This is a genomic window from Pseudoalteromonas obscura, from assembly GCF_030135505.1.
GTDB lineage: Bacteria > Pseudomonadota > Gammaproteobacteria > Enterobacterales > Alteromonadaceae > Pseudoalteromonas > Pseudoalteromonas obscura.
Map to the genome: position 1 here is coordinate 477,778 of NZ_JASJUT010000003.1, position 23,671 is coordinate 501,448.

At 39.9% G+C, this 23,671-nt stretch carries 30 protein-coding genes and 1 other RNA gene; 10 read left to right on the plus strand and 21 right to left on the minus strand.

Features of this window, described 5'->3' with window-relative positions; genetic code table 11:
- Window positions 1-154: 154 nt before the first annotated feature.
- Window positions 155-1,222, minus strand: a complete 1,068-nt coding sequence (locus tag QNM18_RS10105) for an energy transducer TonB (RefSeq protein WP_284137100.1) — start codon at window positions 1,220-1,222, stop codon at window positions 155-157.
- 394 nt (window positions 1,223-1,616) lie between these two features.
- On the opposite strand from QNM18_RS10105, the gene QNM18_RS10110 reads away from it, so the two are divergent.
- Window positions 1,617-1,793 carry a hypothetical protein gene (locus QNM18_RS10110; RefSeq protein ID WP_211013635.1) on the plus strand — a complete coding sequence of 59 codons (177 nt, stop codon included), beginning with the start codon at window positions 1,617-1,619 and terminating at the stop codon, window positions 1,791-1,793.
- A 276-nt stretch (window positions 1,794-2,069) separates the two neighbouring features.
- On the opposite strand, the gene QNM18_RS10115 is transcribed toward QNM18_RS10110, so the two are convergent.
- Together QNM18_RS10115 and QNM18_RS10120 are read right to left on the minus strand one after the other, a co-directional pair.
- Window positions 2,070-2,456 (minus strand): GFA family protein, encoded by a 387-nt coding sequence (locus QNM18_RS10115; RefSeq protein ID WP_211010901.1) that lies wholly within the window; start codon window positions 2,454-2,456, stop codon window positions 2,070-2,072.
- 118 nt (window positions 2,457-2,574) lie between these two features.
- Complete coding sequence (locus tag QNM18_RS10120) at window positions 2,575-3,492, minus strand: ADP-ribosylglycohydrolase family protein (protein ID WP_284137101.1); 918 nt, start codon at window positions 3,490-3,492, stop codon at window positions 2,575-2,577.
- A 310-nt stretch (window positions 3,493-3,802) separates the two neighbouring features.
- Here QNM18_RS10120 and QNM18_RS10125 point away from each other — a divergent pair, with 310 nt between their 5' ends.
- From QNM18_RS10125 to QNM18_RS10140, 4 genes are all read left to right on the plus strand, one after another.
- Complete coding sequence (locus QNM18_RS10125) at window positions 3,803-4,300, plus strand: hypothetical protein (RefSeq protein ID WP_284137102.1); 498 nt, start codon at window positions 3,803-3,805, stop codon at window positions 4,298-4,300.
- A gap of 49 nt (window positions 4,301-4,349) precedes the next feature.
- Window positions 4,350-5,012, plus strand: a complete 663-nt coding sequence (locus QNM18_RS10130) for a hypothetical protein (protein WP_284137103.1) — start codon at window positions 4,350-4,352, stop codon at window positions 5,010-5,012.
- Window positions 5,013-5,202: 190 nt separating this feature from the next.
- Window positions 5,203-5,560, plus strand: a transfer-messenger RNA (tmRNA) gene (ssrA, locus tag QNM18_RS10135).
- A 341-nt stretch (window positions 5,561-5,901) separates the two neighbouring features.
- A complete protein-coding gene (locus QNM18_RS10140; protein WP_284137104.1) occupies window positions 5,902-6,090 on the plus strand; it encodes a hypothetical protein in 189 nt (62 codons plus the stop codon).
- Between the two features lie 151 nt (window positions 6,091-6,241).
- Here QNM18_RS10140 and QNM18_RS10145 read toward each other — a convergent pair whose 3' ends face one another.
- From QNM18_RS10145 to QNM18_RS10195, 11 genes are all read right to left on the minus strand, one after another.
- Window positions 6,242-6,571 carry a hypothetical protein gene (locus tag QNM18_RS10145; protein ID WP_284137105.1) on the minus strand — a complete coding sequence of 110 codons (330 nt, stop codon included), beginning with the start codon at window positions 6,569-6,571 and terminating at the stop codon, window positions 6,242-6,244.
- A gap of 370 nt (window positions 6,572-6,941) precedes the next feature.
- A complete protein-coding gene (locus QNM18_RS10150; RefSeq protein WP_284137106.1) occupies window positions 6,942-7,202 on the minus strand; it encodes a hypothetical protein in 261 nt (86 codons plus the stop codon).
- Window positions 7,203-7,433: 231 nt separating this feature from the next.
- A complete protein-coding gene (locus tag QNM18_RS10155) occupies window positions 7,434-7,664 on the minus strand; it encodes a hypothetical protein (protein ID WP_284137107.1) in 231 nt (76 codons plus the stop codon).
- Window positions 7,665-7,666: 2 nt separating this feature from the next.
- A complete protein-coding gene (locus tag QNM18_RS10160; RefSeq protein ID WP_284137108.1) occupies window positions 7,667-9,010 on the minus strand; it encodes a zonular occludens toxin domain-containing protein in 1,344 nt (447 codons plus the stop codon).
- 1 nt (window position 9,011) lies between these two features.
- On the minus strand, window positions 9,012-9,428 hold the full coding sequence (locus tag QNM18_RS10165) for a DUF2523 family protein (protein WP_284137109.1): 417 nt from the start codon (window positions 9,426-9,428) through the stop codon (window positions 9,012-9,014).
- The gene (locus tag QNM18_RS10170; RefSeq protein WP_284137110.1) at window positions 9,428-10,933 is read right to left on the minus strand and encodes a hypothetical protein; all 1,506 of its coding nucleotides are present in this window, start codon (window positions 10,931-10,933) and stop codon (window positions 9,428-9,430) included. The genes QNM18_RS10165 and QNM18_RS10170 overlap by 1 nt, the downstream gene beginning before the upstream one ends.
- Window positions 10,934-11,029: 96 nt before the next feature.
- The gene (locus tag QNM18_RS10175) at window positions 11,030-11,293 is read right to left on the minus strand and encodes a hypothetical protein (protein WP_284137111.1); all 264 of its coding nucleotides are present in this window, start codon (window positions 11,291-11,293) and stop codon (window positions 11,030-11,032) included.
- A 17-nt stretch (window positions 11,294-11,310) separates the two neighbouring features.
- The gene (locus tag QNM18_RS10180) at window positions 11,311-11,556 is read right to left on the minus strand and encodes a hypothetical protein (RefSeq protein WP_284137112.1); all 246 of its coding nucleotides are present in this window, start codon (window positions 11,554-11,556) and stop codon (window positions 11,311-11,313) included.
- 2 nt (window positions 11,557-11,558) lie between these two features.
- Window positions 11,559-11,885 carry a hypothetical protein gene (locus tag QNM18_RS10185; RefSeq protein WP_063355660.1) on the minus strand — a complete coding sequence of 109 codons (327 nt, stop codon included), beginning with the start codon at window positions 11,883-11,885 and terminating at the stop codon, window positions 11,559-11,561.
- 139 nt (window positions 11,886-12,024) lie between these two features.
- Window positions 12,025-14,145 carry a replication endonuclease gene (locus tag QNM18_RS10190; protein WP_284137113.1) on the minus strand — a complete coding sequence of 707 codons (2,121 nt, stop codon included), beginning with the start codon at window positions 14,143-14,145 and terminating at the stop codon, window positions 12,025-12,027.
- A gap of 11 nt (window positions 14,146-14,156) precedes the next feature.
- On the minus strand, window positions 14,157-14,396 hold the full coding sequence (locus QNM18_RS10195) for a hypothetical protein (protein ID WP_142048859.1): 240 nt from the start codon (window positions 14,394-14,396) through the stop codon (window positions 14,157-14,159).
- A gap of 62 nt (window positions 14,397-14,458) precedes the next feature.
- Here QNM18_RS10195 and QNM18_RS10200 point away from each other — a divergent pair, with 62 nt between their 5' ends.
- The gene (locus QNM18_RS10200) at window positions 14,459-14,899 is read left to right on the plus strand and encodes a hypothetical protein (protein WP_284137114.1); all 441 of its coding nucleotides are present in this window, start codon (window positions 14,459-14,461) and stop codon (window positions 14,897-14,899) included.
- Window positions 14,900-14,991: 92 nt separating this feature from the next.
- On the opposite strand, the gene QNM18_RS10205 is transcribed toward QNM18_RS10200, so the two are convergent.
- The 5 genes from QNM18_RS10205 to QNM18_RS10225 form a co-directional block, all read right to left on the minus strand.
- Window positions 14,992-15,651 carry an HNH endonuclease gene (locus QNM18_RS10205; protein WP_284137115.1) on the minus strand — a complete coding sequence of 220 codons (660 nt, stop codon included), beginning with the start codon at window positions 15,649-15,651 and terminating at the stop codon, window positions 14,992-14,994.
- Entirely contained in the window at window positions 15,644-16,858 is a 1,215-nt protein-coding gene (locus QNM18_RS10210; RefSeq protein ID WP_284137116.1) for an AAA family ATPase, read from the minus strand. The genes QNM18_RS10205 and QNM18_RS10210 overlap by 8 nt, the downstream gene beginning before the upstream one ends.
- 14 nt (window positions 16,859-16,872) lie before the next feature.
- Window positions 16,873-17,559, minus strand: coding sequence for a phospholipase D family protein (locus QNM18_RS10215; RefSeq protein WP_284137117.1), 687 nt, complete (start codon window positions 17,557-17,559; stop codon window positions 16,873-16,875).
- A gap of 8 nt (window positions 17,560-17,567) precedes the next feature.
- On the minus strand, window positions 17,568-17,837 hold the full coding sequence (locus QNM18_RS10220; RefSeq protein WP_284137118.1) for a hypothetical protein: 270 nt from the start codon (window positions 17,835-17,837) through the stop codon (window positions 17,568-17,570).
- Between the two features lie 496 nt (window positions 17,838-18,333).
- Window positions 18,334-18,501 (minus strand): hypothetical protein, encoded by a 168-nt coding sequence (locus QNM18_RS10225; RefSeq protein WP_284137119.1) that lies wholly within the window; start codon window positions 18,499-18,501, stop codon window positions 18,334-18,336.
- A gap of 74 nt (window positions 18,502-18,575) precedes the next feature.
- On the opposite strand from QNM18_RS10225, the gene QNM18_RS10230 reads away from it, so the two are divergent.
- The 4 genes from QNM18_RS10230 to QNM18_RS10245 all read left to right on the plus strand — a co-directional run bounded on the left by QNM18_RS10230 (window position 18,576) and on the right by QNM18_RS10245 (window position 22,487).
- Entirely contained in the window at window positions 18,576-19,568 is a 993-nt protein-coding gene (locus QNM18_RS10230) for a phage integrase (RefSeq protein WP_284137120.1), read from the plus strand.
- Window positions 19,569-19,601: 33 nt separating this feature from the next.
- Window positions 19,602-20,216 carry a hypothetical protein gene (locus QNM18_RS10235; RefSeq protein ID WP_284137121.1) on the plus strand — a complete coding sequence of 205 codons (615 nt, stop codon included), beginning with the start codon at window positions 19,602-19,604 and terminating at the stop codon, window positions 20,214-20,216.
- A 151-nt stretch (window positions 20,217-20,367) separates the two neighbouring features.
- The gene (locus QNM18_RS10240; RefSeq protein ID WP_284137122.1) at window positions 20,368-21,441 is read left to right on the plus strand and encodes a GTP pyrophosphokinase; all 1,074 of its coding nucleotides are present in this window, start codon (window positions 20,368-20,370) and stop codon (window positions 21,439-21,441) included.
- Between the two features lie 428 nt (window positions 21,442-21,869).
- Window positions 21,870-22,487 carry a hypothetical protein gene (locus tag QNM18_RS10245; RefSeq protein ID WP_284137123.1) on the plus strand — a complete coding sequence of 206 codons (618 nt, stop codon included), beginning with the start codon at window positions 21,870-21,872 and terminating at the stop codon, window positions 22,485-22,487.
- Window positions 22,488-22,543: 56 nt separating this feature from the next.
- Here the strand turns inward: QNM18_RS10245 and QNM18_RS10250 are convergent, their stop codons facing one another.
- The gene (locus QNM18_RS10250; protein WP_284137124.1) at window positions 22,544-22,801 is read right to left on the minus strand and encodes a hypothetical protein; all 258 of its coding nucleotides are present in this window, start codon (window positions 22,799-22,801) and stop codon (window positions 22,544-22,546) included.
- Window positions 22,802-22,939: 138 nt separating this feature from the next.
- Entirely contained in the window at window positions 22,940-23,617 is a 678-nt protein-coding gene (locus tag QNM18_RS10255) for a hypothetical protein (RefSeq protein WP_284137125.1), read from the minus strand.
- Window positions 23,618-23,671 lie beyond the last annotated feature (54 nt).

Here is a 23,671-nt window from a genome sequence, read left to right on the forward strand (position 1 = left end):
CATTATTGTCATCTATAACAACAATCCATCATCAATAAACATGGATTGCGGGGTAAGCCAGCAATGACGGACCTTAAACATCAAAGATCATATGACAGGTCTTAGACACCGAAGCACTTTTCCCCTCGCCACCCGGAAATCGTTTCAGGGTCCATCATACTTCCTTAGTCGCTAGCTCTTCCTTAACCTGTGGAGTTTCAATCAAGCTAAAGTGCGCCCCTTTACCGCCATGTATATACACTTGGCAACCCCGCCAACTTGCCGGGATACTCCACTTCTGCTGGGGCTGAACTTCATACTTCGAATAATGATTGTCACACCTAATTTCCAAAGAAGTTAAATCACCTTTAATATCAGATATTGTGAATGCATTTCTCGCCAGTTTATGTCGCCACAAGGATCTTGTTATTTCACCTTTTACCCAAATGTGCTTGCTATCATCTTCAACCAGTTCATGAACCTTATCGATGTAAGGTGCTAACTGTTTAACCGAGTTTTCTGCTCCTGATAACTTTGACAAGCGTTCAAACAGTGAGAGCGCATACTTAAGCTTATTTTGCTCCATATTTAATACGATTGCGCGAGAAAGATACGCGATATACATTTCATCTGGCACGTGCCCATCATTAAACTGTATTATTCTAACTATGGCGCGTAGTTCATTCACTCTGTCATTTTTCGCCGCGTAATAACGCGCTTTTGCCACCCAAAAATAGCTGTCTTCAGTAAAGTTTCTTAACTTTCGTTCTTTCATTTCATGAAATAACTGAGGTACTGACTCAAGGTCGTTTTTATCAATTTTTGCGACTATTTTTTTATAACGATTTAAAAAAGGACGAGAAACCCCTCTATAATCTTCCGGCATAAAAAATGTTAATTGAACTTGATTTTTACACTGTTTAACGGGTTTATTATTTTGCATCGCAGGCTTAAATCGCCACTTTTTGACAGCGTTCAATGCCGAGCGCTCGAAAGATGTATCCCCGGATGAACGTTCTACAACAGCAGATTCAACCACGCCCTTTTCATTGACCACGTAACTTAACTGTACCCACCCCTCTCTGCCACGTGCTGCGGCCTGCTTAGGAAAGATTGCCTCTGGTCTATCTAGTGGCACAGCATCAACGAATTCACCATTTGGTTGCTCAGGTGAATCAGAGTTTAAAGACGCATTAGCTTGAAGCGAAAGGGCAGTAACTAGCATTATTGAGATGATTTTCATAAGCATCCTTTTTTAATTAAAAACATCTGTCGGGCGATACACCATTGACAGATGTAGGTTCCTTTACTTGTAGTGCAATTTATACATATTCGATATTTAAGTTACCACTGAACGCTAACAATAAATTTTGAATGTTTTATTCATATTGCATTGCTAAAAATTAACCAGAATATATATCTGTATTTAAGAATACGCAAAGAACACACTACAAACTCAAAGGTATATTTGATAAATGCATAATACCTTAATTTAAAGTAATTATCCTAATCCACTTGATAAGATTTCAATAGCCATCCATTGAATAAAGGAATAGCCTTAAAACGTTACACCTTAGTAACACATTCACATTTCTATTAACCTAAAAAGTCAGTAAGTTTGAATAAAAGGAAGCATTATGAAACTAGCACTTAATAAAAAGCGCATAAAAAGTCTAAGTACAAACGAACAAGATTTGCCTAAAGCACAAACACCCAATATTGCTGGCGGTTGCAATTCAGGATGGACACATTGTTTTGGTAATACTTTAGCATGCTGCTCTCAAGGTACTTGCCGTAGCCGGTACTGCCAATAATCAATACCGTGGTCGAAACATGGATTGCGGGGCAAGCCCGCAATGACGGACCTTAAACATCAAAGACCATATGACAGGTCTTAAACACCAAAGCATTCTTCTCCTCGTCACCCTGAACTCGTTTCAGGGTCCATTGTGCAAAAGTCTGATAACAAAGTGCGTCGCCCCCCTAGAATTGGGTTATTAGGTCTTTCGAGCCATACTGGTTAACAGGTTTCAAATCGCAACCAAAGAATATAGCCGAAATAGACTTAACTAAACACAAAGCAGCCAGTTTTAAACGAAAAACCTTGGTTCTGACTGCTCGACAAAGGCCCAAGAATCTGCCCCATCGAAATACCGCACTGACACTTCATTGAGTAGCTTTTTATCAAACATACGTAAATTAACTGCCATACGTTTAGTATTATACTTTTCAGTGGGAGTATAGTGCGTTACACAACCACAATCTGAACAGTGATGGAACTCTAGGTATTGATCCCCATGTTGGTAAGACTTTACCTTTGAATTTTTAACCATTAGTTCTACTTCCGACAGCTCAAAGTACCCCCAAATAGCGCCATACCGATGACACAGAGAACAATTGCAGCTGGTTACCAAATCAACCGCTTTGTTTAGCGTAATCGCGACATTTCCACAATGACAACTGCCACTAAGATCCATAGGACGCCCCTTTTTTGCAAACTACATTATTATTTTATTCGGTTGCATTGTATTGATATAAATATCTAAAAAGCAAGACAACTCTAGGCTTTGGCAGGGTATTCCATGAATTCATGCATTATGTCATAAACTCTTGATATTGAATGTGCAACTGGCTTGCCAGTTGTTCGATTTCAGTTAAAGATTCCACTCTATTATCAAACTCAATCAAAGAGAGTCCACCATTAAACGCCCCCCAGATAGCACCCGCCATTGCTGCAATGGTGTCGGCGTCGCCTCCGAGTTCACAGATAACTTGTAGCATCTGAGTGTAAGACTGCCTTCTATACGCCATTGCAAAATATAAGGCAGTAACACAAGACTCACTCGCCAACATCCCATTGCCTAACTCAGCTTTTATAATACGTGGGTCTTGCATTTTGGCGCTGGCAATAAACTGTAGACACAGGCTGAGTTTGCGCTTGTATTCAGAGTGCAATGCGCTTGTACAAAGCGTTTGCAAAATACCGATATTTTCCACATCAATTAAAGCCAAACGTGTTGCTTGTGCAATTATTTGCGCACCTTCGATGGCCAACGGGTGTGCATGCGTGATCTCTGCACTGTCGTGGATGTAATCAGTTAGTAAGTCTTCACACCCTAGACTGCATAGTGTGGCAATGGGCGCTCGCATCGCTGCGCCATTGCCCATTGACCCTTCTTTGTATTTTTTGCGATTGAGGGTTTGCCATGCCTGCCCCGCGCGGATACCTTTAAGTAACCCTGCGGCGCCTGGTCCATATCCCCTACTCCATTGGTAGCTGCTGGCAAAAGTATGTGCTAGATGAGTTTGGTCGACATGACCACACTCCAAAAATGAATTGGCGATATCCATCGACATTTGCGTGTCGTCTGTATATCGTCTTTCGCCCTTTTTTGTTCTTCCCATAAAGCGCCAAAGTAACCGCTCTACTGGACCTCCTTCATACGACGCTGCAAAAGCATCACCAATTGCAAGGCCTTTGAAGCACCCAACAAACTTATTTTTTTCAATCATGCCAATGCCCCATTAATTACCTAAAGAGCGAACGTAATCATATGTTTATTACTAGAAACTAATACATAATATTAGCTTAATATGACATGAAGACACCCGAAGTATAACAATATAGTCGGTCTTTTAGCTTGGTTTTCAAACAATAAAAGTCCCTCTAAAATGGACGCTACCACCCTGAATAGCACATATAGCTGCTACCGCAAAAGGTAAATAAAAAACCATTTTGTGTAAATTTAATATTAATGAAAGAGTCTAACTGATAACATTGCAATTGTTTAAAAAACACACTTCACAAATACAAGGAATGAAGATGAAAAAAACCTCTAATAAAACCACTATATTATTAGCATCGCTTGTCGGCATGGTTAGTTTAACGTCTGTCGCTGCGGATAAACCTCTATATAGAGCCTATAAACATGGCAACCACTTTTATACTACTGATCTGGTTGAAATGTTAAATGCCACTGCATCTGGTGGTTTTAAATACGAAGGTATTACCGTTCATTTAGTGGAATACGGCGACAGTGACGCCAAGGACGCATTTTATCGCCTTTATAATGAAAACGCAGGCCCTGGCGGCAACCACTTTTATACCTCTGATTTAATGGAAGCATTGAATATTAAATCTTTGGGCTATGTGTATGAGAGAACGGAAGGCTATACGACCAAGTCAAAAGCTAAAACGATTTATCGCGGTTACCACAGTGAGCTTGATAACCATTTTTACACCGCTGATGTAGTCGAAATGCTAAATGCAACTGCTTCTGGCGGATACACCTATCAAAAAGAAGAAGGCTACGGTAAGTAACCCATATTGGCATCAGCTTACTAAAGCTGGTGCCTAACAGGATCACATAATGACAAGATTTAAACCTCATTATTTTTCAATTTTATTGCTCGGTATTCTGCTCTTTATCGTTATTTTTACTCAGTTTCAGATCATCACGCTTTCGAAGCGTATTACCATGTTAGAGACACAGATCGCACAAGCAAAACAACCTAAAGCACACCCAAGCTTACACTTTGAAGACACACTTATTGATATAAAAAACCGCCTGCAATCTATCGAGCAACGCACAAAATACGACAAGTTAGTAGTGACTGGCAAAACCAACTCACCCATAACTAAAAACAACACCCAACCTGAAACACCTGAAGAATATGAACAAAAGGCGCTTTTAGAAGGTCGAGCCCAATGGGAAGAGAAGTATTTACCGACACTTTATGAAGACTCCGACAAAAAGGCCCAATTAATGGTGGAGCACTTAACTCGCCAGCACACAATACCTAATGATAAAAAACGGCAAATTCATGCGATATTAAAAGAAAACTTTATCAACATAGCCTATGCCATTTCTGACGTAGACGGATCTCCCTCGTTTGCTGAGTTTTCACAACAAATAAACTCGTTGAATAAAAGCAAATTAGAAAAACTTGAATTACTGCTAAGCGAAGAGCAGCTCGCGGTTCTCAATCGAACCGATTGGCATAGCCAATTCAAACAGCATGCACTGCATTAATTTCGGGAAAACGCTTAGTCCAGCATACTTTACAAACAAAGCGGTTAGTTAATCAGCAAAAGCACGTTAGGTTCACACAAAAGCCATAAAAACTATTGCTAAGCCAATATATTAGGGCTACAATGCCGGAAAATAACAGCTTTACTTAGCGTTAACAGTAAAGTTTTTATGTACTGAATGAAAGATTTCAGGGGCTGATTAGGATTCGACAGGATTCATGAAGCCTGAGGTGCATGTCGAGGGGCGGTTGGCCTCGTAAAAAAGCCGCATTTAAAGTAATCGCAAACGACGATAACTACGCTCTAGCGGCATAATAAGCCCGCTAGCACTCCTCCAAGAAATGCTTGTGGTTCTGGATTTGGAGTGTCACCCTACATAAGATCGCTACGGAAACCCTGGCCGGGGTTGAAGGGCTAAATATAAGCGGCCTCGCCTTTACTTATCGTGTTCGTCCGAGATTTAAAGGTTAACCAATAGACGATACTAAACATGTAGGACCGAGGGTCGACGCTTTCTGGACGGGGGTTCAAATCCCCCCAGCTCCACCACATTAAGTGTTATAAAACAGCCAGTTAGAGAACTTCTTTAACTGGCTTTTTTGTGTCTGTAGTAAAACATCCAATTTCCATCCACTTTTTTTAAAACCCCATCCCTCGCGGGGCGGTCACTCGCCGTGACAGGCGATTAATGCGTGCTCTTTCATACATTCTTCTCGCATCAATAAAAATAACGGAACCCCCTACGGGCTCCCCCCGTGATTTATTCTTGACCCGCTCATCATTTCTGAACTGGTCGTTGTCACTCAATTAAGCGCGGGCTAAACCGCTCGCAAGCGAGCAACCCTAACTGAATTGATTAACACTCAGAGCACCTGAAAGGACCATTTGTTATGACTAAGAATCAAAAGTATGAAGCGAAGTTGAGAGCTCAAGGATTAAAAAAGACTACCGTGTGGCTGCCGGAAGAGCTAGAACCAGAGCTTAAGGAACTGCTAGAGTTCTTCAAAAACAATAAACATTGTGATCCAGTTCTGATTGCTCGCAATAGAGAGACTAACAAGTTTACGAAGATATCTTAAGAAGCACTTAGCCCACAAAAAATTGTTTGGGGCTACGATTAAATGCTGTGTACTTTTAAAAAAATAGTAATTTCGCAGAAGTATAAGGCTATTATTGACGTGCAGAACCAATGCTTTTCAAGGGAAACTTATATCCCTTTCTTAGGTGCAATTATGCACATACCCAAGTGCCATCTGGATTTTGCTTTGCACCTCCATATGCACCGCCTAGAACCCATGTTCCATTTGGATTTTGTTTTGCCCCACCGTACTCACCTCCACATACCCAAGTGCCATCTGGGTTTTGCTTCGCGCCGCCATATGCGCCACCCAAAACCCATGTTCCGTCCGGGTTTTCCTTAGCTCCGCCATAAGCTCCACCCACAACCCATGTTCCGTCCGGGTTTTCCTTAGCGCCGCCATAGGCGCTTCCACAAACCCATGTGCCATCAGGGTTTTGTTTGACTCCACCGTAACCCTTATATTCTTTTCCAACTGACATAATCTCTCCTTTTGATTCATCTAACAGATTTACATCGAGCTAATCCCGTAAGTTTTATCGCAATATTGCTCGCATTAAGACTGATATATTTGTATCAGAACATAATACAAAACACCAACTTTAGATTTGTTAACTGTTAAGTTTCCTTATATGAATTAAAAGCAATCAACTGGAGCTTTTTATTTAATATAAAAAGTTCTTCATGACAGCCCCTCAAAAACAGGTCATCGTTGACCACACCTTAGATTGACCTTAACCACCCAACCAAGACAAGTAAATTAGCTATTACATTCAACTCCTAAAAAGCTCCAATTAAATGTACTAACCAGCCCTATCGAACCAGTGAAAAAGCACGACTTTCCCATGTTCTTTATAAACGTCGAATATCTTTCCAAAAGCGTTTTACTGCGATAAATAGAAAGGCAATCAAAGCGCCAAGTGCCAGCTTGTCATACTTCCTTAGCAGCTTATTTGTTATCACTTCTGTGATGTGGTTATGTGACTTCAAAGTTTCCATATTAGACACAACGCTTTCACCAGCGAAAATAATGCCAAAGTAGAAAGCGATACCTAAGAACAGGATAAATATTGCGGGTTTTGACTTGGATAAAATAGAAGAAAATTTAGCCATCCAATTTGGCCCCTGTTGATACTAATCCTATCAAGTTAACAATAAAGCTTCTTCTGAACAATTTTAAGGTATCAAAAAGTATTTTAATATTAAATACTACCTATCGTCCTTTGTTAGATATGCTATACAACATATTGTCGCAACAATGGCGATAAACCATTCAAAAATACCCATAACATATTCCTCGAAAATAAATTAAATTGAATGCACTTCAACTAACCTAACAAATAATCACTTGTGCCTTTTTTCATAGCTAACCTCTGATTTTTCTTCACCCATAACAATATTGCACTCTACATAGAACACTCGACCATTTGATTCGTCGACCAACTGAACATGACCTTTACTCGTGCATTCAGAGAACAGTTTTAATTCGACGTCGATATAAAGTTCATAGCCGATATAGGCCAAGTAACAAAAGATGCCAGTTACCACTAAGTAGTAAAAAACCTTTTTAAGCACTGTTAAACCCCCTGCTCTTTTTCATCTTCACCAAGGCCCAAGTCGAAGCCCAGTCCGGGCTTGTCTTCGTGTTCTTTCGGTATTGGATTTTTGTTGTAATCAACGGGCTTACAAAAAGCCGTATATTGAAACTCGCCTTGCCATATCAACACCCGGCAAGGACTAAAATATTGCACGTTGTAGCCCATCAATTTCAGGTCTAATGAAGTCAAACTGACGTTGCCAAACTCTTTGGTTTTCAGCTCCAGTGCTACGTCATGCATAATCTTGTAATCTCTTACGACTTGGACTGCGCCAGTCACAAATGCATGGGATGCCTCATACGGTAAGTTTTGAGGCTTTAGAAAATCAGGTTGAGCATTATTAACCGAAACAGCGTCATGATTATCAGCAGTAGTAATATTCGCTTGAGCACCTTCACTATGAACCTGCGTTGTTTGCGGGTTTTCTTCCACAGGGCCCGAGCCACTGAAGTGATAGATGAAATAAACAATACAACCAAAGAACGTAGCAAACGGAAAAAAGAACTCAGGGCTAAGGAGAATATTTTTTCCTCTGGCTGCTGTAACAGATTTGGTGGCTGTTGATTTGTAGAGTCTGTGCACTTGGATTGGGACTTTAACCCATCTTTTGCTTTCATCTTTTTTTGGCACTTTGCCGTCGAGTTTTGGGTTGTGCTCATGAACGCGTGGCCTTCTGTTGTAGTATGGAATGGCTTGTAATCCGTCGAAGTATTTATGTGCATATGCAAACTGACAGACGTTACGAATGTATTTGTGGACTGACGTAATATCGGGCGTACAACACACAATGTCCCAGTTGTATTTTCTATGCCTCATGTACGCTTCTTTCAGCGTGCGCGGGTAAATAATATGCCCGTGCTCGTTGAAGAGATCGTTCCCTAAGTCGTCTACGTCACCCGGCGACGAGTCTTCCGGGATATAGGAATCGAGCGTGTCCATGTGATAGCGATACCACTCATCATGGATGGTTTCGCGGTAATCAGAGACGTGTTTGTAGTTACATGATTCGGGCTTAAACTGTGTCGTTTCAGTGGGATAGATATCTTGTACTTCATCCATCAAAATCAGTGCGCCACATGGCATCCAGTGATACCAGTTTCGCCAAAGCATTTGCCCTATTTCATTTTGTGAAGACAGACGCCATAATTGCGCAGTGGCCGGGAACTCTTCGTCAAGTTCTCGCTCGATTTCATCAAGCGGTAAAATGCCCTCAACATTAGTAACAACTAAGCGGCCTTTTCTGAGAGCCGGTAGCACTTCAAACCACACCGCCGATGCGGATTTAAAAGAACCTGGAGGACCATGAAATATTGATGCAGCCATATTAAATAAACCTCATCACGTAGCGCGCAACATACGCATTGATAATCAGGTTAAAGCCATCAAATATTCGCATATCCAAAAGCGCTGATTGCATATCTACAGGTAACGCCGATGCAGCAGAAACGATACGAGAGCCAACTTGGAAGTTTTCCAAAATTTGTTTTGCTACAAGCCAAGCGAATTGGATCGACTGAATTTCTAACTTGAGCTTTAGCAGCGTTATCCACTCTATCGCCCACGCATAAAAACGTATGACAAACTCGGGAACGTCTGTATCAAAAAACGCCCAAAAGTCAGTTATGAAGTCGGATATCAAATCGAGCCAGCCATCCAAGCCGCTGTATTGTGTCGCACTGGCCGTAGACATATACAGCATGAAAATAACTAGGCCCGAACATATAAAAATATATCGTTTCATTATCGTTCCCTCAGTAATATAAATAGTGCGGTGATTGAAGCGGCCAACATGATTGGAGTTGATAGCATCTGGAAGAACTCTGAGTAACGGCGCAGTGAAATATCAATTTGCTCGCCTTTAATCTCTATCGTTCTGTTTTCGTAACCGCCAGTGAGTGACGGCTCAATCTTGAACATGGACTCCATTTCTGACGAAATGCTCTCAAGCTCACCTTTGTTGCTATCTAGCTGTTCTTCTATTTGTGTCTTGAGAGTCAGTACATCTTCATTGGTGAACAAGGTCGTAATACCGCCTTGCTTCCCACCTTGTTCGGTCCCAATGTCTATGCACTCAATGCCTGTACATGGCTTATTACAATCCGGGCCTTCGCAGGGGGTAGTATCACAGTCTGGCCCTGTGCATGGATTGGTCCCGTTACCCCCTTTGATTGCCTCTTTAATTCCATCTAATCGGTGAGTTGAAGCAATACGAGACTTTTCACTACTGTTCAGTAATAACGACAGCACATCATTTGTTTTGCGCGTTTCGTCAATCGCAACCGCTTGGTTTTTAGATTGGGTAAACAGAGAGTCGTTTGTATTTTGGGTTGATATGACGTTCGCACGTCCCATCTCAACCAAATTAGTTAAAATTGCTACGGTGTCTTCTTGGTGCCGAAATTCAGCCGAGTCAAACTCGGTGTTGTTATCAATCATGGTGGACAAGTTGTCATTGATTTTATTCAGTGCATCAATTTCTAATCCGCTGTCAGAATTATCCCCGGTTTCGGGCGTTGGATCAGGTTGAGGGCCGTTTAATGACGGCGAGTCAGGAATTAAAGGTTCGACAATATCTGGTAGTTCTGGGTCAACTGCATCATTGGGTGGTGTACCGCAGGACACGGGCTCAACTCCCCGATACTGCTTTGATATCGCATAGGTATTGGTATTCGGGTCAACATCATATTGGCATACGCTGCCATCTTGGTTTGTGAAGCAATACGGTTGGCCCCCAACGGCGTAGCTTATATCGTCATCCGCGCTTGGCTCCGGGCAGTCAGGGTCGCGGTTATTGTCTATGTAACATACGCCCTCACCAGATGGTAATATGCCTAGTGTCGGATATGCAGGATTAGGGCATTGAAAAGTTGTCTCTGTAATTCGAGCAGATAAAGTAATACCGTAGCCCAGCGACATACGGGCTGTCTGACATGTTCCATCCAAGTCACAAGTAGTCCGAGTAAACCCGCGCTCGCAATACACACGGATTCGGTCACTATGCATATGTTGAGTTGTGCAGTTAACGGCGCCAGCTACCCAAGGTGCGTCAGGAACTATTGGCGGATCGGCTATTAATGAGGTGGCTCGTTGTTGGCACATACCAACCGCCGCATTAACAGGAAACTCGATACCTTCACAAGAGCGGTAGTGCTCATCGACGGGCGTAGCAGGTATTGAATTAGAAGAATATGCAAATTTAGACATAAAAAAGGCGCTAAATAGCGCCATGTAAATGAGATTACGCATTTAACGCCTTCCTTGTTTAACTAACTCGAACTCCTGAAGAAAACCCCTCAACAAAAGCCCAAGTTAGAAACGTTGCAAGAACAACGGTTGTGGCCATTAGTTAGACAAGCGCTTCGCTAATAGACCAAGGCCGAACGAAATAGCACAAAGTGCAATTACACCCACAACAACCAATGTGTAGTTTGATTGGCCTGTAGAAACAGCCGTATTAATCTGTTCTTTGACTGGGTCACCCGTAGCCCAAGCGCTGGCGCTACCCATTAACGCCATGGCACCCGCCCCCGCTCTAACACCAAACTTCTTAAGACGAGAATCTTGATTTGCTTTACCTTGGATAAATTCACCGTTTACTGATTTCATAATAATTTCCTTACTGTTTAGACTTTGCCCATGGTTCGAGCGATCCGCCCAAGCGCATGGCCTGTAAAAAATGCGACTAACATGCCGCCGTTGATTATCGAAAACACCTCTAAGTCAAATGCGAATAACTGATTTAAGGTGTCTATGACTCCATTCAGCTGCAACGACTGAAGCTCTGCTTGAGTTATCAGAACGAAGTCGCATACAGCAGAATCATTGCTGATGTAGAGTGCGCCGGACTGAGTTGTAGTGACGCACTGCATCGTTATGCCTTCTTAGTTGGGTTAGTTGACGCGATGGAATTTAAGCGGAAACCATTCCATGCCATTTGGCGCGCCACGTTTGCACCTTCGTAATACTCAAGGTTGAGCAGCACAGGACGAAGCCCCCACCCGTTTGGATCGGATTGCAGTTCCTCAAGTTGTTTGTATGTACCGTTCTCCACTTGCTCAGGTGTGACTTTCACCGTCCAAATGCTGGCAGGGGCTTTTGTATGAAACTTAAATTCACCCGCCGTAGGCAGAGCGCCGCCCTTGTCGTCCGTTTTAGTAACGAGCTTTAATTCTGTGATTGCACCTTCTATTCCGGCCATGGTTAGCCCTCCTTTTGATATTCTTCAATTAGTGTGTACTGCGTTGTAAGTAAGTCTTTTAGTCGTGTCTGGTAACTCATTTTTTGCTCCGGTTACAGTTAATGACACAAGTCCAAGCGCTAGCGGCGAGCCGCTACGCTCAGGCTTCGCTTGGCGTCTCTTCGCTAGCTATGCATGGAATGTCAGAACTGTTTACGACTGAGCTAAGTGCTTCGTAGTCCATGAACAAACACATGTTTTGATAGTCTTCAATTGCACACGATTCGAGGAAGGCCATCTCTTCTTCACTCGGTTGTAAGTAGCGCTCATCCTCTATCCAGCTATGAATAGACTCAGACACACCCAACATAATCTTGCGCTGTGCTTGGATCTCTTTCTCGGTAAGTACTTGGCTCGTACCTCTGCGGCTAATCACCACCACGGAATCCCAAGCAACACCTAAAATTCGATTGGCTGGGCGGTCACCGTACTTGGTAGCAAACAAGGGTGACTTGGCTTCACTGCGGCTGATTTCCCCAGTGATGCGGTCAACAATGTCAGGGATTTGATAATGAATGCGTACTGTTTGGTCTTTGCGTTTAACCTGGACACCGCCCATGGCAATACAAAACGCGGCCCAATCAGACGCGTCCGCTGCGGCACGTACCTTTTCTAAAGCAAAACGTGAAATATTATCTAATGTTGTATTCATACTATTTGCGACCTCGCATTTACCGGACTCACCCTGTCCTAGTCTTCTCAACTCACGCCATGCTGTTACGCTAGGACCGCCGATCTGTTGGAAACGTCTTAAGTTAAAAGTGGATGCCCAAGTACTCGCGCGTTCGGCTGCATCTGCGGGTAAAACAGATAATTCACCAGACTGGGCGCAAGTTACGGTTTCTATGTTTGAGCCAGTTACGGCCTTAGTGATGTATTTAGCGATGTAACCCGCAGCACTGCCCTTTTTTGGGTTGATACGGATAGGCTTGAAACGGGCTGTACTAGTTTTAAATTCTTGTGGATTTTCTTCAGTACAGAGCTTTTTTAAGATTTTACGCGCTTCAATGGTTTGGCCTTTTTCAAAGAACAACAACATGTGCCAATGTGGGCAACCATCATGATGCGGCTCAACAACTCTAAAGCCATACGGACGAATTTGCTTTTTAGCGAACAATGCGCGTGCACGTTCCCATAATTTGGTGAAGTAGTCTTGTGCCTCTTTAGGTGTAGAACCATCGTATTTTTTATTTGGGATACCTGTCGCATGTACCGAGTGAAAACGGCTTGGCGCTGTCATTGTGTAAAACTCGCCAACATGACCAAGTAACTTGGCACATTCTTCAAAGCCGCGAATACGGACCATTAACTCAGAGGCCAGTTGAATGCCACTGGTAGAACTACGGCCAGCAACCTCCTTTAGAGACTCAAACTCATTAAACGGATTTGCATCTTCTGGTACAACAAACAGATCGCTCATTAGCTGCTCTGATTTTGCCGCACGTTCACGCTTACTTCTTACTGTAAATTCACTGACATACGCAGAGGATTTTTTGTGCACAGTTCTTAAGTCTCTAGCTAGTTGCTCAATCACTAAAGCCTGTTTTTGGCGTAGCTTTCGACGCCACCACAGTGGGCAAGCCATACGGTTGAGCGCACCGTTTAAAGCTTCATATGCTTCTTCGACTTCTTGATCTGAAAACGTTTCTTTGAACATGTGATGTACTTCAAAGTAAGTACCATCAAATTCAGGTGGCTCAATTGAATACTGGCGAATACAGTCCGAGCAGTAGGTGTAATTGAAATAGGTATAACCTTCGGTTTTGAGCTTAAGCTCAATCTTGCGTGCTTTTTTCTCTGCAATTTCGCATAGCTCGTCGTCGCTAACCGAGAGCCGAATATCACCAAGCATTAAGCATTTATCGGCATCTAAAAGGCGCTTTCTTGCTTCGTCGTAACCAAAATACTTTTCAGTTTGTAAGTAGCCATTTGCCAACATGATAGACAGTGAGCTATGAGTTTGCAGGATGTTAGAGCGCTCGCTATCAAAGGTACAATACTGCCCATACTTCTCTAACCACTCGTCACGGTCTTTTATGCCGCTCAACTTAGAAATAACTTTTGCAGTTCGAGGTGGTGATACACGCTCAATCGCTTTTGCTGATGACTCAGCCGGAAAGACTCTCTCAAAAAGCGATAGCGAGCGCTCATGTAGAGGTTTAATTTCTGGTGTTGGTTTAATCGCTTTGATGCGACGTGTACGTTGTGGTTGAGCAAGCATGTCAAAACCCCCTAGCCGATTTTGATTTCTATACCAGCTTGCTTTGCTGCATCTGCGTACAAAGCAACCATGTTGATATACTTTTTCACTCTGGCTGAGTTCTCGTCGCCATTGGTAGGTGGGGTATACACAGGAAGGCGGCCAAGATGCACCGCGTTGTAGACGTCCTTTTTGTCCTGACCTTGCAATTCTGCATACGCGTCATACGTTAGAATTGGTGCAGGAATCGATAAAATTAATTGCTGAGCCATGTTATATTCCTTGATTGTCTGTCTGAAACTAACGTGAAAAAGCTTATTCATAGATTTTTTCTATGTCAATAGAATATTTCTATGCGGAGGTGCAATATTTCTATATGAAGGTCAACAATACGGTAGAAGTACTTGAAAAACTTAGAAATCTATATGAGTGTAAAAACTTAACTGAGCTATCAAGAAAAATAGGAAAAAATAGTAGCTGGGCCGCTCAAGCTAAAAAAAATGACGCACTACCTTTACATGAATGCAGAAATGCATGTCTAGAATTTGGTGTATCAATGGATTGGTTTTTGTTTGATAAGGAAGGACAATCAGTCGACAAAGCAGAATTGCTTAATCTGATCCAAGAAGGCCTTTTTGAGTCTAAAGAGTTGGCTATTTTGGAAGATCTGACATTGGAGCAGTTAAAGGCAACTTCTGCACTAATACTTAAACAAGTAGAAAATATTGTAATTACCAAAAAAGGAAATGGTTTAGAAGATAGGAAAGTGGTTTGACACCTTGACGTATCTATTTAGGCTTAAGTTCACATCATATGGTTTATGTTGTGAACTCATCAGCCAAAAGAATTATGCTTATAATGAAACCACTAGTCCATGCGGTCTTTAAACAATGGATTTAGTACTTCATCCTCTAAAACACACCACCTCATTGCGGCTGAAAATGGTTGCTTTTTCTCAATTAGAACTCCAATTTTAGCCAAAGCATTATTTCGCTCACTTTGAGTTGACTCTTCATCAAAATAAATTGTCATCCAGTTAAGAAGCTTAGTATATTGGAGGTGAATTTTTTTCCTTAAAAATGCACCAGTAATTTTTTTATTAATTGAGTGGTTGGAATTATATATTCTATCCAACAAGTCAACGGTAGTTTTAGCTTTAGGATCATCGGAGTCTGTTTTAACTTCAACTCTATTGCTATATTGAGTAACAGGAACACCTATGTATACCATTTTAAAAACATCAACATCATTATCACAACAGTCCAGCAAGTCATTATATTTGCTTAACTTTATATTATTACACCTACTGCATGACATGTATAAATTATTCCATTCATAAGCCTTTTCTTCATACTCTCCTTGAGGGTGAAAGTGCTCTACGTTTATGTCCAAAGGGTTTTTTTCTTCACACAAATAGCATTTCCCATGAAAATCCTCCACTAGAGCATCCCAAACATCTTCTCCAGACCAGCTTTTTTTCTCAGCTAAAGAAGGGGGAATTTTGTCAGATTTCTTAACATTAAACATCCAATGCTCCCCTTTTTAGTTTAGCGAGTAAAAGTTTTGCCTTACCTAATATTACTTGTGATGATTCATCAATTTGTGTTTCCAAAGGAATAAGCTCCCTAACACACCTTTCTAGTTCCGTAGTATTAGTTGGGTTATTCATCAGGTTAATTATATTGTTAGTTTTTTCTTCTAGTATTTTAGAACTCACGTTTACATTAAACAAACCATCTAAAATCGCATCATAGGAATATAAAGATAAATCATCAACCACCTCTTCAGTTGACAAATCATATATAACTGAGTTGCTTACTGAGGATAAAACAAATGGTGAATGAGTCGATACTATAAACTGTACGTTAGGAAAGCTGGAATCAAGAAATGCAAATATTTTCTTCTGAAGTGAAACGTGCAAATGGGCATCTATTTCATCTATTATTACGACCCCCCCTATTTCATCTGGTGGTACCTCTTTAAAGCGAACTCTAGTTATTAGTTCAGAGTATATTGCCATTATAGCTGAGTAGCCTGATGGTAACTCTTGAAAAGAAAATGATCTGCCAGAGTTGTTTACCAATGAAAATCGCATTGTATCATAATTAAACTCTAAAGAGAGTTTCTCCTCGAACAACTCACACAAATCGTTTTCTAATTTTAAAAACCAAGAATTGATAATCTCACTTAATTCTTTATCACCTATTTGATTTGCATAAGCTTGTCTTGTTTTGTAACTAACCAAGTATTCTTCAAAATATGAAGACGTACTAAGATCGTCTAAATCCTTAAACTTTGATAATGGAGGAGCACCAGAAGGTATATTTATATCCACTCTTCGAGATGCTTCAAAAAACTTAAAAACTGCACGCCCATCCGTAAAGTCAGAAAATAACTGTGTAAAATTGAAAAACTCTATATTGTGGCGGTTAAGCTTCTCAATATCCTTTTTTGTTTCAGATATATTTTTAACTACAATAGAATGCATTGAATCGACAATTGAAAAGCTACTTAACCTGTCTTCTTGAAGGTGCAAATAACTCTCTAGCTCCTCGAGAGAATCATTCTTTTTATGAATCAACTTATCTTTTAAAACACCTTCAATCTCATTTAAAAAGCTTGTTTTTCCCGAACCATTCCTACCTGTAACCATTAGGTTTTTACCATTTAGATCAATAGAAATATTTTTACCTAAATTTCCCACCTTTATTTCAAGCTTATTTATACAACTCACCCAAAACCTCCAATTTATATTTTTATACTTTCAGGCCAAATAAAATAGCTACCAAACCGTTTACTATACTTTTGTTCTGCACCTATATCAGTCGCCTTCGACGTTAGTTTAAACCCGTCACCAGATGACTCTAAATACCCAAGGTCCTCCAGCTTTTCTAAGAACTCAGAAGTCTTAAGCTTATGCTGCTTGGCCAGTTTGGATGTTGTTAGCTTTTGGGTATCGGCCTCTTCACTTTCTTCAGTTTGAGTAGCTACTTTTTCAATCGACATTTTAACTTCGTCACTAATCCTGATAATACGCTGACACTCTTCGTAAGTGTCTTTGTAAACACATTCAGATTGATCTCGCTCAATTAAAATACCCATTTCATTATTATTAACTTGACTGAACTCATATAGATTTAGGCTGGTAATTATTGCCGACCTCTCATTGAGATAGCACTTAGCATGTAGGTTTTGACAGAAACTAGTTCGAACAAAAGATAGGTTGTTTAGCCAAGAGATCTCTTCCGGTTGTAATTCGCTCTTACCATAGACAACCCGAATATCAATCTTCATCCTATCCTTGTCTTCGAGAAGCTCTTTAATACGTGAGTTGAGCTTTAGGTAAGGGCTAATCAAAATTAAGCGCTCACTTGCAGACTTGATAAGCTCTTCAAGATGGTAGTTGATTGCTGTTGTATTTAAAAACTTGCTCATAATTCCCTCTATTTGACTATGTGTAATTTGAAACTCTTTTCTTTTTCAGTTGAGTTATCCAAACGTGCGCAGTAGTGATTAAACCTTTGCTCCCACTCTGAATATGCATCTCCTCGCTGGTCAATTGGAAGGCTCTTTAATGCACGATATTGCTTTAGAAGAAGCATTGCAAAGTCTTCCATTGGTACCTCCGCATCATCCTCTTCATTAAAAGCACTTAATACGGCTAGGATTGAGAAAAATAAAAATGCAACGGCAATTACGATTTCAATTTGCATAACACTCTTTGCCTAAAAAAGTTGAAGTCGAGCACCAACAACAGTGCAATTAAAATAGCCGTTACATTAATGCCAGTGGAGTATATAGGGTAAAACCAATGTGATTGATATTTAATCTCAAATGCTAGGTAATGCATAAAGATATATGAGAGCATATTAACGAGACTAATCAGATATATGATTTTTACGGTCTTAGAGTGTTTAACATTTAAGAAAGCATGTAAAAAATACACAGACAAAACTGTCGCCGACTCAAATAATGACCAATTCAAATAGTAAGCATTTGAGGCAAAGTACTTTATGCCATCGAAATCAATAGAGTTGGTCACTGTACTTAATCCATGAGAAAAGCAATAAACGCCAAGAGTCAGAACGTTAGATTTTCCTTGCCTAAATTTGGCTGATAAGATAAATGCAATCAAAAAGACTATGAAGATTAACCAAGATATATTTAATGACATTGTCCAGTCATTAATGCTGTAAACTTGAGTCATTTTTATGGCTCTATAAGTTGGTTTTCTTTCTCATATACAGCTTGCTTTGTTGTCACAATTACAGCTCCACCTCCACGCCCTGCGCAGATATTCAACAAATATTTTTTTCTTAAAATTGGCAAGGAAAAACGCGATTTGACATCTTTTTGATTTGATTTTTTATTAGACATCGCTATAACCTCCTTATGTATGCGATGTGAACATATTAATTTTTTGTAACTTTTTGTCAACAGGATCAAGTTGTATGCCTATTAAAAAAATAGATGGCGGTTACTTTCTAGATGAGAGGCCATGGGGCTCTAAGGGAAAAAGGATACAAAAAAAGTTTGTTACTAAAGCAGAAGCTCAAAGGTATTTAAATTACGTAGTCACCAATGGCGAACAAAAGCCGTGGACCAAACAAAAAGAAGATAAAAGACGTTTAAGTGACTTGATTGACAAGTGGTATGAAGTACACGGTCAGACCTACACAGATCCAGAATCGAGCAAACGTAAGTTAGATGCTATAGCCGTGGCACTCAACAACCCTATTGCATCGCAGTTAACCCCAAAAGAGTACAGTGAATACCGAGGCAAAAGATTAGAGTCAGGTGTTAAACCCAAAACAGCCAATAACGATTTAACGTTGTTAAAAGGTGTATACAACAAACTGATTAGTCTAAAAGATATCGGCTACCCCAACCCGATAGCCAATGTTGAAAAGATAAAAGTTCAAGAGCAAGAACTAGCGTTCCTAACCCATGAAGACATAACAAAGTTGTTCAAAGCTATCGAAGGGGCCAGACACCCGAATTTAGATATCGTCACAAAAATTTGTTTAAGCACTGGCGCGAGAATATCAGAGGCATGTGGTTTACATGGTTCCCACGTAATCAAATCTGGTAATACGTATAAAGTAACCTTCGTTAATACCAAAGGCAAAAAGAACCGCAGCGTACCAATCAGTCAATCGCTATACGAAGAGATCCCCAAAAAGACAGGCCCACTCTTCACTGATTGCAGAAAAGCATTCGAGCGAGCAATTAACAGAGCCGGAATACAACTACCAGACGGCCAATGCACCCATGTCATGAGACACACATTTGCAAGTCACTTTATGATGAACGGCGGAAATATTTTGGTTCTACAGAAGGTATTGGGGCACGCTAAAATCGAACAGACGATGATATACGCACACTTCGCCCCAAGTCATTATGAGGATGCTGTTAGGTTGAATCCGTTGGCAGAATACAAATAAACTATAAACATAAAAAACATCAAGGAAATAAGTGTGTCTGAAGAATCTATTAAGCACGTACAGTGGATATTTAGTGGTGCTGGAATACTTGTTATTACATGGTTCATTGCTTGGGTAAAAAAAACAAAACTAACCACTATTAAAGACAAGGTTTCAAAAGCTCATGGCTTTCTTATTAGTATATTCTGTTCGAAATCAGCAACTATTCAAAAAGTCAAAATTGACATACGCCCAAGGCACAATCCATTTGAGCTTTGGCTAAATGAAGACTTGCCAAAAAGCAAGTTTTGGCTAATGGGTGTAAACTTCAATTCATTTGATATTACTATTAAACAAGTAATAATTGAGTTTAACTATGGAGCAATGAATGCTACTTGTAACACATTCCTGCAAGGGCGTGATATTGGTAAACACTCATTTAACGAAGTCATTCTTGTTGAAGATAACCTCACAGGGGAGCAGGCTGATTATATCGCTGGATTTAATGATGAACCCAACTGTATTGTAAGGATCAAAGCTATCTTAAAAACACCGACTAAAGAGGTTATATACGAGAGTGACTTCTTAGAAGGCTCCAAGCCTTCACTTAAAAATGCAAATGTTAGAAGGGAGAAAGTGAAAAAGCAGATGGAAAAAGTAAATTGGTAAACGATTTTTCATGAAAAATTAAAAATAGAAAAATCATATCTAAAATTAATTTGGCGCGTTGACGAGCTTGACTTACTCAACCGCCCCACCAATATTGATTTAACAAAATATTAACCGCACAATACAGAGAATCATGTAAGGAATACAAGTTTTGACACTAGAAAAACTAATCGATGATTACGAAAATAATGAAGAAAACTTCACTCATTTTTCTTCTTCAATACATTCATTAATTAATGCTCTTTTAAACTCATCATCTATAAAAACTCACTCTGTAAGCTCGAGAGTAAAAGATAGAAATAGCTTACAAAAAAAGATTGAAAAAAAGGGTAAATATACATCTCTAACAGAAATAACGGATATAGTTGGAGTCAGAATAATTACTCACTATTCGGATGAAGTCGATCAAATTGCCGATTTGATTGAAAAAGAGTTTACTATTGACGCTAAAAACTCAATAGACAAAAGAGCAAGTTTAGACCCAGATCGATTTGGATATTTATCACTGCATTATGTGGCGAGCTTATCTAGCAGCCGTTCCAAACTAAAAGAGTATAAAAAGTTTTCAACTATGAAGTTTGAAATTCAAATACGCTCTATATTGCAACACACTTGGGCCGAAATAGAGCATGACATAGGATACAAATCAAAGATTGAAATACCCAAGCCAGTAAGACGTAAGTTTTCTCAGTTAGCAGGACTTTTAGAACTTGCTGATGACCAGTTCATTCAAATTAGAAATGAGTTGACTAATTACGAGAATGACATTCAGGAAACGATACAAAAAACTCCAGAAGACGTTAGCATCGATGCAATATCTCTATTTAATTATGTAGAAAATAGCGACTTTCTAAAGAAGCTTGAGCAGGAAATCTCGAAAGCTATCGGCGTCCAATTTATTTCACCCACAAAAGATTTCTTGTCCGATTTTACTAAATACTGTGACTTTTTCAAAATAGAAACAATTTATCAATTAAATGAAAAACTAAGTAACCATAAGAAAAACATAATTCAGAGAGCAATTGATCTCCATTCTGGAGGCTCTCAACTGACGGCTGGAATTTCGATATTCTATTTATTCCAAGTTCTAGGCTCACAATTGGATTCAATTGATGATATTTATAACTTCTTAAATAAAATGAATTTAGAACATGAAGACAATAGGTATGAAAGTGCATCTCAATTATATGAATTTGGTCAAAAAGCTGGATTGAAGGCTCACTAAAGATTGAGCTCAACATCCAATTTCCATCCACTTTAGTGAGCAGCCGCTAGTATTAATTGGTAACCATAAGATTCTAACTTATTGAAAAATAGGTAAGTCATTGTTTCTATTATGGGTGTTCGATTATCGACGCTTTCTGGACGGGGGTTCAAATCCCCCCAGCTCCACCACATTAAGTGTTATAAAACAGCCAGTTAGAGAGCTTCTTTAACTGGCTTTTTTGTGTCTGCAATATAGTGCCCACATTCTGACCACATATTTTAAAACTTCAAACAAACCCCATCCCTCGCGGGGCGGTCACTCGCCGTGACAGGCTGCCGCTAAAACAAAATTTAAGTGGCTTGTCAGAGTGGTAATTATAACAGGGAAAGAAAGTGCTGATATTAGCAGCGCCTTTAGAGTGAATTACCACCAAAAACAAACATAGCATGAGCAATCACCAAAACGGTCTGTATCAGGGTCACTGGAATGTCAGCCATGGCTATGCCATATTGAATCAAATTCAACTAAAAGGAGTAGTAATGGGTCTTTCATTAAATCCCTTCGACATAATAAAATTTTTTACTGAAAAAAGCAGGTATGAACAAGAGAGCATCACTCACTACATGTGTACCGTTGCTGAGGAAGCGACTGCTCTAGCTCTGATTTGGCAAAAAATAGTGGAAAAAATTATAGATGCTGAGCATTGTGAAGTTTCGCACAAAACAATTGACAATATATTGAAAGCACAAGTACCGCTTTGCAACAATAGACAATACGCACGATTGGAGGAGCATTATAAATCGGTTTCTTCGATACTCGGAGAAAAGTATAACAATGAACTGAACTCTGTCATTTACCATATTGGCGCTTTGATTAACAAAAGAAATCTCACGAAAGGTTTAGTTATTGACGAATTAACGAAAATAAAAAAAGCAAAGTTGTATAGCGATGAAAATTCGATATCTGATTTTAACTCACTTCAAGAGTCTGTTGTCAGTCTTCATAAAGAAGCTGCTGCGCTGCACGTAAGGGCAGAGAAATTCAAGGCGATGCTCGGAAGGTGATTAAAATATAGCCACAGCCAATTGGGATATTTTGACAAAGTTTCAAAATACCCGAATCAATACCGACTGTCTTTCCAAAAACGTTTTACAGATAACAAAAGAAAGGCAATTAAAACACCAAGTGCCAGCTTGTCATACTTTCTTAGCAGCTTATTTGTTATTACTTCTGTAATGTGGTTATGTGACTCCAAGGCTTTCATCTTAGCCACTACAACTTCGCCAGCGCAAATAATGCCAAAGTAGAGAGCGATGCCTAAGAGCAAGATAAATAGCGCGGGTTTTGACTTGGATAAAACAGAAGAAGATTTAGCCATCCAATTTAGCTCCAAATGATAGTTATCCTATCAAGTTAAGAATAAATCCTCTTTAGAACAACTTGATAGCTGGATATGTATTCCTCCAACCAATGTTTATCATCTGTCGATGATGGCCGTAACTGCATTTTTAAAATTTCACACTCTACTTTCAGATCGTTTGTTTGATCTAAACCTAAAAAGTTCTATATCTGAATCATTTTCAGCGTATTCCCCTAATTTATCTAACGCTGCTGCTACCCGAGTTAAAGTTCTAAACCCATTAAAATCCCTAAAGAGAAGAACGCCGAAAAAAATGCATAGGAACATTATCAAAGAACCAGCCAGAGCTTCTATTGGCCCTGAAAACTGAAAATAAATTGCAATGCATAAGCCAGTGAACATGAAAATCAACCCGGAACAAAAAGAGTAAATTATCCGAATTCTGTCCATGTTGTTAATTGAAACCTTAACTTTGGATTCAAGTGGAGTAAGATAGTGGTAGATACCTTTTAGCTCTTTGTTGTTAGCAATACCTAAATCAAATATACGCATAAGCATTTTTGCTTTATCTGGATAAGTCTCTATCCCAGTAGCAACTCTATATATTTCGTGGCGCTTCATAGACTCAAGATAATTGGCTAACTCTGAATCATTAGGTGAATTCTCTGATAAAAACTTGATACGATTTAATACTCTTTTCACTCGAACATCTTCGTAAAAATTTATAACAGAATTTGCTGCTTTAATTAAAACTGGAATTAGTGCCAAAAGAATAACTCCACCATAGTATTCAGGACTATTCTCAATAACATGTTGTAAAAATGAGCCATCCATATGTGTTCATCCCTAACAATAGCTGACAAAGTAAAGCCTCAAGCGCTTTTCGAG

Coding starts and splice junctions, on each gene's coding strand:
- QNM18_RS10105 (WP_284137100.1), bottom strand. CDS start 1,222: ATGAAAATCATCTCAATAATGCTAGTTACTGCCCTTTCGCTTCAAGCT.
- QNM18_RS10110 (WP_211013635.1), top strand. CDS start 1,617: ATGAAACTAGCACTTAATAAAAAGCGCATAAAAAGTCTAAGTACAAAC.
- QNM18_RS10115 (WP_211010901.1), bottom strand. CDS start 2,456: ATGGATCTTAGTGGCAGTTGTCATTGTGGAAATGTCGCGATTACGCTA.
- QNM18_RS10120 (WP_284137101.1), bottom strand. CDS start 3,492: ATGATTGAAAAAAATAAGTTTGTTGGGTGCTTCAAAGGCCTTGCAATT.
- QNM18_RS10125 (WP_284137102.1), top strand. CDS start 3,803: ATGAAAAAAACCTCTAATAAAACCACTATATTATTAGCATCGCTTGTC.
- QNM18_RS10130 (WP_284137103.1), top strand. CDS start 4,350: ATGACAAGATTTAAACCTCATTATTTTTCAATTTTATTGCTCGGTATT.
- QNM18_RS10140 (WP_284137104.1), top strand. CDS start 5,902: ATGACTAAGAATCAAAAGTATGAAGCGAAGTTGAGAGCTCAAGGATTA.
- QNM18_RS10145 (WP_284137105.1), bottom strand. CDS start 6,571: ATGTCAGTTGGAAAAGAATATAAGGGTTACGGTGGAGTCAAACAAAAC.
- QNM18_RS10150 (WP_284137106.1), bottom strand. CDS start 7,202: ATGGCTAAATTTTCTTCTATTTTATCCAAGTCAAAACCCGCAATATTT.
- QNM18_RS10160 (WP_284137108.1), bottom strand. CDS start 9,010: ATGGCTGCATCAATATTTCATGGTCCTCCAGGTTCTTTTAAATCCGCA.
- QNM18_RS10165 (WP_284137109.1), bottom strand. CDS start 9,428: ATGAAACGATATATTTTTATATGTTCGGGCCTAGTTATTTTCATGCTG.
- QNM18_RS10170 (WP_284137110.1), bottom strand. CDS start 10,933: ATGCGTAATCTCATTTACATGGCGCTATTTAGCGCCTTTTTTATGTCT.
- QNM18_RS10175 (WP_284137111.1), bottom strand. CDS start 11,293: ATGAAATCAGTAAACGGTGAATTTATCCAAGGTAAAGCAAATCAAGAT.
- QNM18_RS10180 (WP_284137112.1), bottom strand. CDS start 11,556: ATGCAGTGCGTCACTACAACTCAGTCCGGCGCACTCTACATCAGCAAT.
- QNM18_RS10185 (WP_063355660.1), bottom strand. CDS start 11,885: ATGGCCGGAATAGAAGGTGCAATCACAGAATTAAAGCTCGTTACTAAA.
- QNM18_RS10190 (WP_284137113.1), bottom strand. CDS start 14,145: ATGCTTGCTCAACCACAACGTACACGTCGCATCAAAGCGATTAAACCA.
- QNM18_RS10195 (WP_142048859.1), bottom strand. CDS start 14,396: ATGGCTCAGCAATTAATTTTATCGATTCCTGCACCAATTCTAACGTAT.
- QNM18_RS10200 (WP_284137114.1), top strand. CDS start 14,459: ATGTCAATAGAATATTTCTATGCGGAGGTGCAATATTTCTATATGAAG.
- QNM18_RS10205 (WP_284137115.1), bottom strand. CDS start 15,651: ATGTTTAATGTTAAGAAATCTGACAAAATTCCCCCTTCTTTAGCTGAG.
- QNM18_RS10215 (WP_284137117.1), bottom strand. CDS start 17,559: ATGAGCAAGTTTTTAAATACAACAGCAATCAACTACCATCTTGAAGAG.
- QNM18_RS10220 (WP_284137118.1), bottom strand. CDS start 17,837: ATGCAAATTGAAATCGTAATTGCCGTTGCATTTTTATTTTTCTCAATC.
- QNM18_RS10225 (WP_284137119.1), bottom strand. CDS start 18,501: ATGTCTAATAAAAAATCAAATCAAAAAGATGTCAAATCGCGTTTTTCC.
- QNM18_RS10230 (WP_284137120.1), top strand. CDS start 18,576: ATGCCTATTAAAAAAATAGATGGCGGTTACTTTCTAGATGAGAGGCCA.
- QNM18_RS10245 (WP_284137123.1), top strand. CDS start 21,870: ATGAGCAATCACCAAAACGGTCTGTATCAGGGTCACTGGAATGTCAGC.
- QNM18_RS10250 (WP_284137124.1), bottom strand. CDS start 22,801: ATGGCTAAATCTTCTTCTGTTTTATCCAAGTCAAAACCCGCGCTATTT.
- QNM18_RS10255 (WP_284137125.1), bottom strand. CDS start 23,617: ATGGATGGCTCATTTTTACAACATGTTATTGAGAATAGTCCTGAATAC.